14 protein-coding genes are annotated in these 16,202 nt (G+C 49.1%); 4 read left to right on the forward strand and 10 right to left on the reverse strand.

All coding sequences use genetic code 11. From position 1 onward, the window contains the following. The first annotated feature begins 462 nt into the window (after positions 1–462). A complete protein-coding gene (locus BZG74_RS00970; RefSeq protein WP_077770963.1) occupies positions 463–1,686 on the forward strand; it encodes a NupC/NupG family nucleoside CNT transporter in 1,224 nt (407 codons plus the stop codon). Positions 1,687–1,818: 132 nt separating this feature from the next. Further along, entirely contained in the window at positions 1,819–2,496 is a 678-nt protein-coding gene (gene yjjG, locus BZG74_RS00975) for a pyrimidine 5'-nucleotidase (RefSeq protein ID WP_077770964.1), read from the forward strand. Positions 2,497–2,581: 85 nt separating this feature from the next. Here yjjG and BZG74_RS00980 read toward each other — a convergent pair whose 3' ends face one another. After that, positions 2,582–2,887 (reverse strand): hypothetical protein, encoded by a 306-nt coding sequence (locus BZG74_RS00980; RefSeq protein WP_077605900.1) that lies wholly within the window; start codon positions 2,885–2,887, stop codon positions 2,582–2,584. A 413-nt stretch (positions 2,888–3,300) separates the two neighbouring features. Between BZG74_RS00980 and BZG74_RS00985 the strand changes: the two genes are divergently transcribed. Beyond that, complete coding sequence (locus BZG74_RS00985) at positions 3,301–3,795, forward strand: fasciclin domain-containing protein (protein WP_077770965.1); 495 nt, start codon at positions 3,301–3,303, stop codon at positions 3,793–3,795. Positions 3,796–3,947: 152 nt separating this feature from the next. Here the strand turns inward: BZG74_RS00985 and choV are convergent, their stop codons facing one another. From choV to BZG74_RS01030, 9 genes are all read right to left on the reverse strand, one after another. Beyond that, positions 3,948–5,150 carry a choline ABC transporter ATP-binding protein gene (gene choV, locus BZG74_RS00990; RefSeq protein ID WP_077770966.1) on the reverse strand — a complete coding sequence of 401 codons (1,203 nt, stop codon included), beginning with the start codon at positions 5,148–5,150 and terminating at the stop codon, positions 3,948–3,950. Between the two features lie 10 nt (positions 5,151–5,160). Then, a complete protein-coding gene (choW, locus tag BZG74_RS00995; protein ID WP_046073603.1) occupies positions 5,161–6,003 on the reverse strand; it encodes a choline ABC transporter permease subunit in 843 nt (280 codons plus the stop codon). 54 nt (positions 6,004–6,057) lie between these two features. Next, complete coding sequence (locus BZG74_RS01000; protein ID WP_046073604.1) at positions 6,058–7,017, reverse strand: choline ABC transporter substrate-binding protein; 960 nt, start codon at positions 7,015–7,017, stop codon at positions 6,058–6,060. A 19-nt stretch (positions 7,018–7,036) separates the two neighbouring features. Next, entirely contained in the window at positions 7,037–8,761 is a 1,725-nt protein-coding gene (betA, locus tag BZG74_RS01005; protein ID WP_077770967.1) for a choline dehydrogenase, read from the reverse strand. 20 nt (positions 8,762–8,781) lie between these two features. Then, positions 8,782–10,242: a betaine-aldehyde dehydrogenase gene (gene betB / locus BZG74_RS01010; protein ID WP_077770968.1), complete on the reverse strand. Its 1,461-nt coding sequence runs from the start codon at positions 10,240–10,242 to the stop codon at positions 8,782–8,784. Positions 10,243–10,296: 54 nt separating this feature from the next. Further along, positions 10,297–10,899, reverse strand: coding sequence for a transcriptional regulator BetI (betI, locus tag BZG74_RS01015; protein ID WP_077770969.1), 603 nt, complete (start codon positions 10,897–10,899; stop codon positions 10,297–10,299). A gap of 649 nt (positions 10,900–11,548) precedes the next feature. Further along, the gene (gene cydB, locus BZG74_RS01020) at positions 11,549–12,547 is read right to left on the reverse strand and encodes a cytochrome d ubiquinol oxidase subunit II (protein ID WP_077770970.1); all 999 of its coding nucleotides are present in this window, start codon (positions 12,545–12,547) and stop codon (positions 11,549–11,551) included. Further along, positions 12,544–13,887 (reverse strand): cytochrome ubiquinol oxidase subunit I, encoded by a 1,344-nt coding sequence (locus tag BZG74_RS01025; protein ID WP_077770971.1) that lies wholly within the window; start codon positions 13,885–13,887, stop codon positions 12,544–12,546. The genes cydB and BZG74_RS01025 overlap by 4 nt, the downstream gene beginning before the upstream one ends. 18 nt (positions 13,888–13,905) lie before the next feature. Further along, positions 13,906–14,469 carry a GbsR/MarR family transcriptional regulator gene (locus BZG74_RS01030; RefSeq protein WP_077770972.1) on the reverse strand — a complete coding sequence of 188 codons (564 nt, stop codon included), beginning with the start codon at positions 14,467–14,469 and terminating at the stop codon, positions 13,906–13,908. Positions 14,470–14,890: 421 nt separating this feature from the next. On the opposite strand from BZG74_RS01030, the gene BZG74_RS15920 reads away from it, so the two are divergent. Further along, the gene (locus BZG74_RS15920) at positions 14,891–16,186 is read left to right on the forward strand and encodes a methyl-accepting chemotaxis protein (protein ID WP_077770973.1); all 1,296 of its coding nucleotides are present in this window, start codon (positions 14,891–14,893) and stop codon (positions 16,184–16,186) included. Positions 16,187–16,202 lie beyond the last annotated feature (16 nt).

Consider the following 16,202-nt stretch of genomic DNA (forward strand, 5'->3'; position numbering starts at 1 on the left):
TCATTGCTGTTCAAGCCATCTTTACCAGCAATAAAAGACCAGCTGTCACCACACAATCGACTACATTACCACATCTGAGAAAAAAATTAATTAGGCCCCTAACCAAATGTATACTTTCTAACCAGGAACTCAACACTAACTTCCCTCTATGCCCCGATTTTACTGGCTTTCCCGGTTATTTGAACTCTTTATTTCAGAACAATAAACAATTTGGTTAATAGCGTTTTAGAACCCTAGACCCTTTTAAAATCATAGTCGTATTTTCCACCATTGCTTAGCAAACATAATGATCGTGAAAGTCATCACGCTTGGCCAACTCGCTTTCTCATATCAAAGACCCCTTCACTGCAACAAAATGCAAACAAAACGCATACAAAGTGATACTTGTCACACAAATAAAACCACGTACAATACCGCCGCAATCGTTTTCCATCTCAAGTTTAACGTTTGCGGAGCAACATCATGCAGTTTGGCATTGGCTTTTTGGGGATCAGCGTCCTCTTTCTTGTCGCGATGGTTTTTTCTGAAAATCGATCCGCGATTAACTGGCGCACCGTTGGCGGTGCATTCCTGATACAAATCGTCTTTGCTGGATTTATCATCTCAGTTCCCCTTGGCCAGCGTATTTTGGCCAATGCGTCTGAAACCGTCTCTGCTGTCATCAGCTTTGGTGACATAGGCGCAGAGTTCCTCTTTGGCGATCTCGCTAAATTCAAACTCGGTTTTATCTTCGCCTTTAATGTATTGCCCACCATCGTTTTTTTCTCTGCGCTGATCGCTGTGCTGTACCACATTGGGCTAATGACATGGGTCATTAGCCTGATTGGTGGACTACTACGACGTGTCCTCAGCACATCGCGTACAGAATCAATGTCTGCTACCGCCAATATTTTTGTTGGCTCTGTTGAAGCGCCGCTGGTTGTTCGGCCTTTTCTTGCTGCCATGACACGCTCAGAGCTGTTTGCTGTCATGGTGGGCGGGCTCGCCTCAGTGGCCGGCGGCACCATGGTGGGCTATGCAGGGCTCGGTGTGGAAATGAAGTACCTTATTGCGGCGGCGTTTATGTCAGCACCGGCAGGACTCATGATGGCCAAAATCATCGTGCCTCAAACCGAAACACCGATGACCCCGACGCAACATCAATCAGTGCAAGACACACAGGACAAACCAGTAAACCTGATTGATGCCGGCACGCAAGGCGCCTTAAGTGGCTTACAAATCGCCATGGCGGTGGGTGCCAGTTTATTGGCCGTGATCAGTATGATTGCGCTAATTAACGGAGGATTGGGTAAGCTTGGTCCTCTTTTGAACCTACCTCAGCTAAGCCTTGAATGGCTGTTTGGCTACCTGTTTGCGCCCGTGGCTTGGTTAATAGGCATTCCTTGGCATGAAGCCATGACGGCAGGCACCTTGATTGGTAAAAAAATCGCTGTGAACGAGTTTGTTGCTTTTGCCGATTTTATGAACTTAAAAGGCCAATTATCCGCCCACAGTCAAGCTATTGTGACCTTTGCGCTGTGTGGTTTTGCCAACTTGACCTCCATTGCCATGCTAATGGGTGGGCTGGGTGGTATTGTGCCCGAACGCCGTGGCGATATTGCGACACTCGGTATGCGAGCCATTCTCGCGGCGACACTCGCCAACCTGATGAGTGCGACGCTAGCAGGCCTCTACCTTTCTCTATAATTCCCCAATGTACTCAATCACCGCCACTCACGCTGTTTCTCACCATGGACGGTGAGTAAACCAACATGGACTCGAAAATCGCACTGGCACTCTGTTACACTTAGTTAACTTTACGTAAAGAAATGTAATAACATGCGATACCCATGGGTTTTATTCGATGCCGACGAGACCTTGTTTCACTTTGATGCCTTCTCTGGCCTACAACGTCTATTCTCACATTATGATGTCGATTTTGATCAGCAGGCGTTTTCCGAGTACTCCGCACGCAACAAACCACTGTGGGTACAGTATCAAAATGGGGAAATTGACGCCCAGACTCTACAGACCAAACGCTTTACTTATTGGGGAAAGCGCTTAAACGTCGCTCCTTCCACCTTAAACCAAGGCTTTTTAGATGCCATGGCAGACATCTGTGAACCATTACCAGGGGCTCTAGAACTCATCGACGCCATTTCCCCGCATGCCCATATTGGCATCATCACTAACGGATTTACGGCGTTACAAGATATTCGTTTAGAAAAAACAGGATTGAAAGCGGCGATTTCTACGTTGGTTATTTCCGAGCAGGTCGGTGTCGCTAAGCCTGACCCACGTATCTTTGAACATGCGTTTGAAAAAATGGGACATCCGCCAAAAGAAAAAATCTTGATGGTGGGTGATAACCCACATTCTGATGTTCTCGGCGGCATGCAAGCCGGCATCGATACGTGTTGGCTAAATGTCGATAATACCCCAGTCCCTGAAGATATTGCGCCGACACACCAAGTTGACTCCCTACATCAATTAAAAAATTGGTTACTGCCGACCTAAATCTTGATCAAAAAAAGAGAGCAAACATGCTCTCTTTTTATCGGCTCCGCCGTTGTTAATGGCGGCTTGAACTCAATCGCGTCTTTTAGCTGTGGTCGCCTTTGATGAACGCCGCTTGCTCAACGCGCTCACCTTGGTCAGTGCTCGCCACAAAGTTGATCGAGCGGCTGTTTTGGTTCTGAGCGTGGATAAATACACGACCAGATTCATCTGTTACCTTCGCATCAAGACCCGATTCATTAGCGACTTTAGCGCCTTTTACCGCTTGGCCTTGTTCAGTAACCGTTACCCAAGCGCCCCCTTCTGCAGGGTCTACATCGAGGTTCAGACCACCAGCCATTACAGACGTTGAAGCGAACGTTAGGGCAAAGATTGCAGCAAGTTTTTTCATGGTTTGTTTCCTCTTTCTTAATGGGTTGACAGCTATTAAACGCAAATTGTGCCGGTGATTTGTCACCTCAATGTCTCCATTTCTAAAATCTATCTTTAGAGACTCATCAAGGCGCTATCACGGTTCAACATCGCCATTGCGTTATTGCCGTGGAACGAGAATGAGGTTACGCCTGACAGACCGTGACAACAATCACAATAATATGAATGACTCGTTCGAAAATTTTCACAAGACGCGAGCAGTTAATCGGCGTAGAAAGAAGGAAGATGCGGAATATTCTCCTTACCAGTGATCGACTTCTCCCCTACTCTCGTTTTCACCCTTGCAACAAGTTGATACTTTCCAAGTCGTCACCAAGGGTTGTAATAAGGCACTTATTGGGTGGGGAAACGAACGCAAAAGGGAGAACAATGATGTTAACACGCACGATCACGAAATTAGCCATTACTGCGACATTGCTGGTTGGGATGGGAACCGCCGTCGCTGCCCACCACAAAGGTGAGCATGACATTGTTGATACAGCAATGAAAAATGACGACTTTTCAACATTGGTGGCAGCCGTTAAAGCCGCGGACCTTGTTGATACATTGAAAGGAAAGGGCCCGTTTACCGTCTTTGCCCCCACGAACGCGGCTTTCGATAAGTTACCTGATGGCACGGTGGAAAACCTACTCAAGCCAGAAAACAAAGACAAACTCACCGATATCCTGACCTACCATGTCGTCCCTGGAAAAGTAACGGCAGAGCAAGTAATGGGGATGTCTTCCGCGACCACAGTGCAAGGCAGTGACGTGATGATCAAAACATCGTACGGGGATGTGAAAATCGATAAGGCTACCGTCGTCAAGCCCGATATCATGACCTCCAACGGCGTAATCCATGTGATTGATACCGTGATAATGCCCTAGTACTTTGTCCGTCTCGCTCAACAAGGTCACTCGTGAGGCGATATGAGTGAGGCACCAAGCCTCGATACACACATAGATATGTAAAAAAACAGCCTGCTCCAAGAGCAGGCTGTTTTTTTACATATGTCTATAGACGACTCATATACCGAATCTCACGCCGCTTTATCCGTACACTTTTGTTGAAACTTACCTAACAGCGCGTGGTAGAAGTCATGGTCAGATAAGGTACCAACCAATTTCCCTTCTTCCATGAGCAACACCGGCTTAACAGTGTGATAGCGAATTTCAATCGCATCACGCATTTCAATGTCAGGCGAGGCAACCACAATGGTGTCGTCTCCAACTTGTGACAGATCTTGAACATCTTTTTGCCATTCAACAACTCGTAAGGGTTGTGAGCCTGCTACGGCTGACAAGCGACCGCCCTGCTCTGCGGTGACCCAAATATCACGCTGCTCACACACTTTCCAACGGTTGTCGACATGTGGCAAATCGTCAACAGACTTCATCATCGAACGCCCTTTCAGCACGTTCAGTGGATTAGTATGAGCAACAAAGTCACGTACGTAATCCGTCTCAGGACGCAGCACAATGTCTTCAGGCTTACCATGTTGAATAAGCTGACCTGATTCCATGATGGCAATGTTATTACCAATTTTCAGGGCTTCGTCCAAATCATGGCTCACAAACAAAATCGTTTTATTGAGCTTTTTCTGCAGCTCTAGCAACTCATCTTGTAGCTGCGCACGGATCAGTGGATCCAATGCCGAGAAAGGCTCATCCATCAGTAGAATATCACTGTCCATCGCGAACGCCCGGGCCAAGCCAACGCGCTGCTGCATACCACCAGACAGCTCATGCGGGTATTGATAAGCCCAATCATCCAACCCGACCATTTCTAGCTTTTCCAGCGCTTGTCGACGACGTTCTTTCTTGCTAATACCTTTCATTTCCAGGCCAAAGGCGACGTTATCAACCACTGTCATCCAAGGCATAAGCGCAAACTTTTGAAACACCATAGACGCACGGTTAGTACGGAGGTGGCGAAGTGTTTGCGAATCAACTGTTGCCATGTCGACCATTCTGTTGCCATCACGGACTTCAAGACTACCGCGGCTGATGGGGTTCAATCCATTCACGGCGCGCAGTAGGCTCGATTTACCTGAGCCTGACAAACCCATCAAGACGCAGATTTCACCTTCTTTCACATTGAGTGAAACATTGTCCACGCCCACGACTTGACCGGTTTTCTCGATGATCTCTGAGCGGCTTAATCCGTCATCAAGCAGATCCAGTGCTGGCTTAACATTGTCGCCAAACACCACGTCTAAATTTTTAATTGCGATTGCGTCCATGGTTTCCCCCTTATTCGTTGCCTTGGTTTGGTGCTTTACACAGGCGGTCAAGAATGATGGCTACCAGTACAATCGCCAGACCCGCTTCAAAACCTTGAGAAATGTTGACGGTATTCAGTGCTCGAACCACTGGTTTACCGAGGCCGTCAGCACCCACCAACGCCGCGATAACAACCATTGACAGTGACAACATAATACACTGGGTCACACCCGTCATAATGCTAGGCAGTGCCGCAGGAAGTTCCACTTTAAATAGTAGTTTCATACGGTTAGCACCAAATGCGCGTCCTGCCTCTACCAACTCTTCCGGTACGCGGGTGATGCCGAGATAGGTCAAACGAATCGGCGCCGCGATGGCAAAAATGATGGTTGAAATCAGACCCGGGACAATGCCCAAGCCGAACAGCACCAAGGTTGGGATCAAGTACACAAATGGTGGCACCGTCTGCATTAAATCAAGCAGCGGCCGCATGATGGTATACACCAATGGCCGATGTGCTGCCATTATCCCAAGCGGTATGCCAATTAATACGGAAATCGTTGTCGCGGCAAACACCAGAACAAAGGTTTCCAGCATCTCTTGCCAGTAGCCCAGGTTGAGGATCAACAAGAGCGCACTCACAACAAAGATCACGATGGAAATTCGACGCTGTAGGTACCACGCTAAGGCGGCTGTCATGATGATCGGCCCTGCCGCTGGCATCCATTTAAAAATGTCGACTAATAGTGTGATGGTCGTATCTAGGCCAATCGAGATTGCATCAAAAAAGCCGGCAGCGTTCATGGTTAGCCAGTCAACACCATTTTCCATCCATTGACCGAGTGGGATCTTGTTATCTGTAATAATATTCACAATAAAACCTTAGGGGCGGCGTTAACACCGCCCTCTCCTTCTACACTTTTTTATTTACGCTTCAGTCTTTTTCAGGTACTCAGTGACCGCTTCAACCGCGTTCTCACCATCAACGGTGGTCACGCCGTCCAGCCACTTGTTCAGCACACTTGGGTTATTACGCAACCACTCGCGTGCCGCGGCCTGAGGCTTTTCTCCGTCATTAAGGATCTTGCCCATCATTTCGTTTTCCATCTTGAGGCTGAACTCAAGTTGCTCAAGCATTTGACCCACGTTCGCACATTGCTCGACATAGCCGCTACGTACGTTGGTATGAACCGTGGCACCGCCATAGTTAGGACCAAAGTACTCATCCGCACCAGATAGGTATTTCATATCAAAGTTGCTGTTCATTGGGTGCGGTGCCCAACCGAGGAAGGCAACCCATTTGTCACGACGAACGGCACGAGACACCTGAGACACCATGCCCGCTTCACTGGATTCGATAAGACGGAAGTCACCCAGGTTGAAATCATCGGTATCGATCATTTTCTGAATCTGGCGGTTACCGTCGTTACCTGGCTCAATGCCATAAATGCGTGAGTCGAACTTGTCAGCGTATTTCGCGATATCTGCGACGCTAGTAACACCCGCATCGTAAACATACTTAGGCACGGCGAGGGTATATTTGGCACCTGTCAGGTTGGCGCGAACGCTGTCGATCGAGCCTTCATCAAGATACTTTTTGATATCGCCTGTTTGCGTAGGCATCCAGTTACCGAGGAATACGTCGATGTCGCCCGACGCAAGTGATGAGAAGGTTACCGGCAAAGACAATAGATCGGTTTGTGTCTCGTAACCCATGCCTTTCAGCACTTCAGTAGTGATGGCAGTCGTTGAGGTCACGTCTGTCCAACCGATATCCGAAAAGCGGACTGTCTCACACTGATTAGCGGCAGCGCTAAAAGCGACCATTGAGCTCAAACCGACTGCGGTCATCAGAGTTTTGCTGGTTTTACGTTTATTCATTGACATCTTAGTTTCCTTGTAATGCTTACTGATTAGTTTCTAGTGTGTGCTCACCGGCGGTGGCATCATCACTCTGCGCGTTTTGATTGCGTTGCTTATGCTGCCACTCAGCCGCAATCCATACTGGCACCTGCTCGGCAGGCAAGAGTGGCTTTTCAAGGATCATGTCAGCGGCGCGCTCCGCTACCATGATGGTTGGGGCATTTAGGTTGCCGTTAGGGATGGTTGGGAAGACAGACGAGTCCACCACTCGCAACCCTTGAATTCCACGCACGCGGCACTGCTCATCAAGCACGGCCAATGCGTCATCGTCGGCACCCATTTTGCAAGTACACGAGGGGTGATACGCGCTTTCCACGTTGTCTTTCACCCAACGGTCAATCGCTTCATCAGACTGAACATCATTGCCCGGCTGAATTTCATCGCCGCGGAAGGCATCCATCGCGTTTTGTGCCATGATTTCACGGGTCAAACGGATGGTGTCACGCCAGTCTTGGCGATCTTGCTCGGTGGTAATGTAGTTAAATAAGATTGACGGTTTATCGTGCGGATCGGCTGATTTGATCCGAACGTGGCCACGGCTCTCTGGTTTGTTCGGGCCGACGTGCACCTGGAAACCATGGCCATCAAACGCGGCTTTGCCGTCATAGCGCATCGCTGCAGGCAAGAAGTGATACTGAACGTTAGGCCACTTCAATCCTTCGCGAGAGCGGATAAAGGCGCATGATTCAAAATGGTTGGTGGCACCCAGCCCCTTACGGGTCAAGATCCACTCAGTGCCAATCATGCCTTTGCTGATAAGACCCAGCTTGCTGTTAAGCGTAATAGGCTGTTTGCAGTGGAACTGGAAGTAGACTTCGAGGTGATCTTGCAGGTTTTCACCCACACCCGGCAGTTCATGCTTAACGTCTACGCCAGCTTTCTCGAGCACGTCGCGTGACCCAATCCCTGATAGCTGCAGCAGCTGTGGGGAGCCCACTGAACCGGCACTGGAGATCACTTCTTTATCGGCCATCACATGCTCAATGTTGCCGCCTTTTTCAAACTCCACGCCCACCGCGCGCTTGCCTTCCAGCAAAATACGGCGTGTGACCACACCTTTTTTCAAGGTCAGATTGCTACGCTTCAGTGCGCGGCGCAGATAAGCGTTCGACGTTGAGGCACGCACGCCTTTATCGACGGTCATGTGCATCGGGCCAAAGCCTTCTTGCTGATAACCGTTGTAATCCTTGGTTTCTGGGTAGCCCGCTTCGACACCTGCATCAATAAAGGCTTGATACAGCGGGTTTAATTTCATGTCGTTACCGTTGCACGTGCCCACAGGACCCTGACCGCCACGGTAGGTATCAGCACCACCAGACCAGGTTTCTGCACGCTTAAAGTACGGTAGACAGCTTGCGTAATCCCAACCATTAGCACCGTGTTCAACCCACTCTTCAAAGTCACAAGCGTGACCACGGACATAGACCATGCCATTAATCGATGAGCTTCCACCCAGTACCTTGCCGCGAGGACAATGCAGTTGGCGGCCATCAAGGCCCGGCTCAGGCAAAGATTCAAACTGCCACGCGTAGCGTTTGGTATTCATCGGAATCGATAGCGCCGTTGGCATCTGAATAAAAATGCTCTTATCGGTACCACCAGCTTCAAGCAATAACACTTGGTGTTGGCCTGACTCGGTCAGCCGATCAGCCAATGCACAGCCGGCCGAACCCGCGCCGACGATAATATAATCGTAGCGTTGTGACATATTGGTCGCTCCGTTAGAAATTAGGCGTAAGGGCTGGCGAAATCGCCAAGCTCGATTAACACACTCTTGGTTTGGGTATAATGCGTGAGGGTTTCGACACCATTTTCACGCCCCACCCCTGAGTGCTTATAACCACCAACAGGCATTTCAGCCGGTGAGTCGCCCCAGGTATTAACCCAACAAATACCCGCTTCGAGTTGATGAATAATACGATGCGCACGCGATAGGTTTTGGGTAAACACGCCAGCCGCCAGGCCGTAGTGCGTGTTGTTGGCTCGTGCCACAACTTCTTCCTCGTCAGAGAAACGCAGCACTGACATCACAGGGCCGAAGATTTCGTCACGGACATGCGCCATGCTGTCATCACAGTCAGTGAAAATGGTGGGAGCCACAAAGTTACCTTTATCGAGGCCGTTCTCAGTGACGCGGTAACCACCGGTCAGCAAGGTCGCGCCGCTTTGTTTCGCGGTCTCAATCGCCGTCATCACTTTATTAAGGTGTTCGGTCGAGATCAGCGCACCGACCTGGGTGTTCATATCGGTTGGGTCACCGATAACAAGCTTTTCAGTGCGGTGTTTAAGCTGTTCAATAAAGCGGTCATAAATGCTGTCATGAACAAAAACGCGAGTACCGTGTGTACACACTTCGCCTTGGGTATAGAAGTTCGCGACCATGGCTGCGGATACCGCGTTATCCAGATCGGCATCATCAAACACGATACATGGCGATTTACCGCCCAGCTCCATAGTGACTGATTTCAGGGTCTTCGCGGCATCGCCCATCACGGTTTTGCCCGTGCCCACTTCACCGGTGAAAGAGACTTTGGCAATCTCAGGGTGTGCCGTCAGCATTTGACCCACACGATAATCACCTTGCACCACATTAAATACGCCGGCAGGCATACCCGCTTCGGCAAAGATCTCTGCCAGTTTCAGTGCGGTCAGCGGCGTTTCTTCAGACGGTTTGAAAACCATGGCATTACCCGCGGCCAAGGCAGGTGCTGACTTCCACATCGCAATTTGAATCGGATAGTTCCAGGCACCAATGCCTGCACACACACCTAGTGGCTCACGACGCGTGTAGAAGAATTGATTGTCAGAAAGCGGCTGCTGCTCACCCTGCATTGACGGTACCAAGTTAGCGAAATACTCAATCGCATCCGCACCGGTCACCACGTCAACCTCTACCGCTTCTTGCATCGGCTTACCGGTATCGAGTACTTCCAGTTTGGCCAGCTCATCATTGCGCTCACGTAATAACGCAACCGCTTTTAATAAAATACGGCTACGCTCCATAGCTGTCATGCGTGACCAGACCGCAAAACCTTGCTTAGCGGCATCAACCGCAGCTTGCACATCGTCTGCCGAGGCTTGGTCAATTTGTGCCAGTGTCTCGCCCGTTGCTGGGTTTACCGTTGCAAACTGCTCGCCGCTTGTTGCGGAAGTAAGCTGACCATTAATAAAAAGCGTTTTCGCATTCATGATTAATCCTGAATTCTTTTCTTTTCGAGTATGCATGTAAGGCTCTGTTGAGGCTTAGCTCTGAGGACGACCATAAAAGGTCAGTTGCTTATCCAAATAGTCATTGATGATGGTACGTGCGTTATTGGCATCAATACCTTTAGGGTTCAATGCACCACGCAACCAGATACCATCAATCAATGCGGCAATCCCCTGAGCCACCATCGCAGCCTGCTCTTCTGGCAATAGTGCGCGAAGTTCAATGCGCAAATGTGACAGCAAGCGCTTCTCGTTCACACGTTGTAAACGATGTAACTCATTGTCATGCATGGCATAAGACCAGAACGCCAACCAGGTTTTAACCACATCAGATTTGGCCTGAAAACCTTCAAAGTTAGCATTAATAATCGCGTTAATACGCGCCTGGTGGTGATGACGCGGGATTTCTTTCAATGCGCCGATCACAGTGACTGAAAGCTCGCGCAATACCACGCGCATCGTTTCTTCCAGCAAGCCATGCTTACCACCGAAGTAGTGGTTGATAATGCCTGTCGATACGCCGGCTTCCTTACTAATCAGAGAAATACTTGCCGCATGTAGCCCCACTCGACCAATCACCGTCATGGTGGCTCTAACAAGTTGCGGTTTTCGTACTTCCGGCATCCCTACCTTAGGCATTTCGTCTCCCATTCGTTTTTAATTGAACGATTAGTTAAAGATAATCTTACACGCTAATCTTTAGATCTCAAACATTATTTTTAACCAATTTGCCACACCCACCCCCACCAAAAAACAGACAGATAGCGACAAAACAATGATTTAGGTCAATTTTAACCTGACTGATTCCAGACCTAATATTTTGTGCTGATAGCACTATTTGTGAGCAATCCGGGCAAAAAACCGCCTAGCTAAACACTAAACGCTGGTTTTAGTAAGGGGCATAAAGAAGAAAAACGCCTCATTGTCTCGACGACGGAGGCGTGTCTCCCAGTTGATAATAAGAAAATAACGGCATGATGATGCACATTAGAAGAAAATAGCCATCATTTAGCTACGAAAATCGATTAGACACGGATCGTCACAACAAGATAAAGAGAGGAAAGCATCGTACTAAACATACGACAAATAAATGAGATGTAATGGTTAACCCCATAAATGTTTAGGGTGACAACTTTTATAGCGTCGCAGCGTGATGCATGAAGCGACAACAGGCAACCTTGACATCGCTTAATAGAAGCGCGTTTAAGGCCAGCCACAAGGAGGGCATAAAAAAGCGCTCAGGCCTGTCAAAAAGCCTGAGCGCCTCATCGATGATGTTAACGTCGCCTTACTCGTAGTTAAGCTCTGTCGCTTTCCCCGAGAAGACACGATAAACAAACAGGGTATACAAGAAGATCATCGGCAAGACAAACATGGCACCATAGCCCACAATCAATAAGGTACCCGGCGCACTGGCCGCTTCTTTCGCTGTCATCACCCCAGGAATAATATCGGGGAAAAAGCTATACGCGAGACCAAAGAAACTCAATGCAAATAGGAAAATTGCACCAATGAACGGGAACTGGTACCCCACATCATTTTCGACCGGCACGTGGCGCAGGTAGCGATCTACAAGCAGCATGATCGCAAGACAGACCAATGGGACGGGCGCGAGTAGCAAAATTTCAGGGAAGCCAAACCAACGCTCGGCGACTGTCTCACTGACCAGAGGATTAACGATACTGATGGCTAACACCCCCAGTGCCGCCAGCCAACCGCCACGACGTGACCATTTAGCCGCACGTTTTTGTAAATCCCCCTCGGTTTTCATTACCAGCCAGGTACCGCCGATATAGATGTACGCTGCAGTCACACAAAGGCCGCTTAGTAGCGCAAACAAATAGGATCCTGTGCTGTCATCAAAGGCCAACACATAGCGACCAATCATGTAGCCTTGCGTCATCGACGCGATAAAAGACCCAGCTTTAAAACAACGGTCCCAGAGATCTTTACGCTCCGGCTTCACCTTGGCACGAAAATCAAAAGAGACGCCACGCAAGATAAGGCCTGCGAGCATCACAGATGTTGGCAAGTACAACTCAGTCAAAATCATGCTGTGCGCCGCAGGGAAGGCAATCAGCAACAAGCCCACCGCCAACACCAGCCAAGTTTCATTGGCATCCCAAAAAGGGCCAATCGACGCAATCATACGGTCACGCTGCGCTTGGTTACAGCTTGGTAACAGCATACCGACGCCTAGGTCATAGCCATCAAGCACGGCGTACATGAAGACCGAAAAGCCAAACAACAGGAGATAAATTTCAGGCAGATAAGGAGTTATGCTCATGCGTTCACCTCTTTATTCGGCTGAGCGTGATTGTCTGATTGGTATTCAGGCAGGCGTTTTTTCGCCAAAAAGAACAAGGTGCGGATATACGCCACCATTAGCACCGCGTAGAGCGTCAGATAAATGGTTAAGGTAATCCCCACGTGCGAGCTCGCGACTGGGGTAACCGCATCGGCGGTTTTAAGCACGCCCTGAACCAGCCAAGGCTGACGGCCAATCTCCGTCACATACCAGCCAGACAGCGTAGCGACCCAGCCTGAGAACGTCATCGCCACCAAGCCGATTAAGTGCCATTTGGGCATCGGCTGGTTACGCCATACGCGATAAGCCGTGAACCAGCTAACCGCCAACATCAGAACGCCAACGCCCACCATGATTCGGAAACCAAAGAACAGCGGTTTCACCGGCGGATGATAGTCAAAGCTTTCCAAGCCCTTGATTTCACCGTCGAGCTGGTGGGTCAAAATCAAGCTCGCTAGATTCGGGATCCCAATTTCAAAGTCGTTAGAACGGGTCTCTTCATTCGGTACCGCAAACAGCAGCAAAGGCGCACCCTGCTCCGTTTCCCAAACCCCTTCCATGGCCGCAATTTTCTGCGGCTGATGCTCAAGCGTGTTAAGGCCGTGCATATCACCGACAAAAATTTGTAGCGGAATAAGGATAGCGGCAGCCGTGACCCCCACTTTTAGAGGTTTATCTGCCACACCTGATTTAGGCGACTTCAACTTCTGGTAGGCGGAAATACCGGCGATCAAGAAAGAAGCCGTCAGGCCAGACGCCAGCAGCATATGGCTGAGACGATACGGCATAGACGGGTTGAAAATCACCTCAAACCAACTAGTTGGGTGCACCACACCATCAATGATTTCAAAACCAGTTGGCGTATGCATCCAGCTGTTCAGCACCAAAATCCAGAACGCAGAAATGGTGGTACCAATCGCCACCAGCAGCGTCGCTAATGTGTGCACCCAGTTAGGGACGCGATTTTTACCAAACAGCATAATGCCAAGGAAGGTCGCCTCCATGAAAAAGGCGGTCATCACCTCATAGCCCAACAGTGGACCGGCAATATTACCGACCTTTTCCATAAAGCCAGGCCAATTGGTGCCGAACTGGAAACTCATGGTGATCCCAGACACCACCCCTAGCGCAAACGTGAGCGCGAACACTTTTACCCAGAAATAGTAGGTATCCAACCAGATTTGCTCACCGGTACGGTTGTGCCGGAACTTGAAAAACACCAGCATCCACCCAAGTGCTATTGTGATGGTGGGAAACAGGATGTGGAAACTGATGTTGGCCGCAAACTGGATCCGCGACAACATTAATGTATCTAACATGACATTACCCTCAGGAGGTTAACTACCCGATTCTTCGTTGGATTTGCTGTGAAACAGCTTGCCGGACAGCTCAAGAAGCTTGCCGACACTGCTACCCAGCTTCATCAAGTTTTTTAGATGTTCAGGTTTCATTTGCTGCACATCGTCAAACCAGTGGTTAAACAGCTCTAGGAGATCGTGGATTTCGTGCAACTGTTTAACCGAGTGACTCTCTGCGTCGTCTTCACTCCGCATAAAGTGTGAGCGCAGCATAGATAAGGTAGGGTCGACTTCTCGCTTCTTCCTTTCGGCGAGAACTTGCTGCGCCAATTCCCAGATAGTGCCATTCGGCACAAAGTAGTCCTTTCTATCTCCAGRGGTGCGCTGCGAACGGATCAAGTGCCAGCCTTGCAGTTCTTTGGTTGCCATACTGACATTGCCACGAGAAATGTTGAGTGCCGACACAATGTCGTCTGCGCTCAGCGGATGCTCACTCAAAACAATCAGTGCCAGCATTTCGCCCACCGAACGGTTAAAGCCCCAACGACTTCCCATTTCACCAAAGTGCATCACCACATTACGTAGTTCTTGTGACAGCTCCATCTTGATCTCCCTCGCAGTGCCTTTGAGAAATAATACGGAGTTTCTTTGCGGGGGATCAATGAAAATTTGGAAATTTCAGAAATTATTGAAAATAGAAAAGCGAAGTTGTAAGCAAACGTAAGGAGAGGTTATTGATGTGTTACATGCGCACGTCGTCTAATATGATCTAAGTCACATAGCGTACGTGTTGTTGGCAGGAAAAAAAAGCTGTAAAACACACACAGACACACAATTGCGGTGTTTGAAAACATTGAGGCTCTCAACAGAACTGGTTATTTATACTGGCAACCACAGTATATTTGGGGACAATATCACATCAGGAGTGTAATGATCTCCTACACTTATAACAGCGCACCTCCTTATAACGATTAGACATGATGCGCCCTCACATAGTCACCTGAACAAAAGGAAGTTTGCTGTCATGTTCAAGAAAACGCAGCGAGAGCTAGATACCTGTCGCGCAGAAAAAGCCTCGCTCCAAGCAGAACTCAATGCTATCCAAGCACATATTGCGACCATCACCTTCACACCCGATGGCATTATTACCGATGTGAATGACAAATTGCTAAATATCATCGGCTACACCTACGATGAAGTGATCGGACAGCATCATCGCACGGTCTGTTTCGAGGAAACCAGCCAAGCATCAAGCTATCGGCAGTTTTGGCAATCACTCGCGCAAGGAAAGTCACAGAAAGGGGTATTTCGTCGTCGCCATCAGACCGGCGCCGAGATTTGGATGGAAGCGACGTATGTCCCCATTAAAGATGCCAGAGGCAAAGTGATCAGCATTCGCAAATTAGCCGCTGATGTGACTAAACAACATCAAGATGCCCGACGACAAGAAGCCATATTGACGGCGATTAACCGCTCACTGGCGGTGATTGAATTTGAGCCCGATGGCACCATAATTCGTGCCAATGACAACTTTCTCGCAGCAGTGGGCTATCAAGATAACGAGATTAAAGGTCAACATCACCGTATGTTCTGTGATCAGGAATTTTATGATGAGAATCCTGATTTTTGGGCGAATTTAGCTCAAGGGCAATTCACGTCTGGGCAATATTTGCGCCGCGATAAATATGGCAACGAAGTTTGGTTAGAAGCGACCTACAATCCAGTTTTTGATGCCGCAGGAAAGGTTCATCGGGTGATCAAGTTCGCTACCGCCATCACCGATACGGTGAAACAAAACCAAGCAGTCAACCAGGCCGCAGAGCTCGCGCAAGCCTCCTCCGAACAAACACTCAGTCATAGTGAAAATGGTAGTGCCTTGTTACAAGAGGCCGTCAAGCTGTCGCAAAGCGTGACTGATCAAGCCGTCGAAGCCACCAACCAAGTTGCGCAATTGAGTGAGCACGCACAAAGCATCGAAAACATCGTCACTACAATTAAACAAATCGCAGAGCAAACAAACCTTCTGGCGCTGAATGCGGCGATAGAGGCCGCTCGTGCGGGCGATCAAGGGAGAGGTTTTGCAGTGGTCGCCGATGAAGTACGCGGTTTGTCGCAACGTACCAGTCAATCGACCACCGAAATTGCCGATGTTGTCGATGAAAACCTACAACTGATCAAAGGAGTGAGCGAGGCGATGGGAAAAGTCACTGAACAATCTTCGCTCGGACAGGAAAAGGTAACCGCCGCCGATACCGTAATGACCGATATTCATGCCGGCGCAGAAGAGGTCTCCGCTACCGTTCGTCGTCTGACACAATAACTGTCGGTCATTGCCA

The sequence above is a fragment of the Salinivibrio sharmensis genome (assembly GCF_001995985.1).
GTDB lineage: Bacteria > Pseudomonadota > Gammaproteobacteria > Enterobacterales > Vibrionaceae > Salinivibrio > Salinivibrio sharmensis.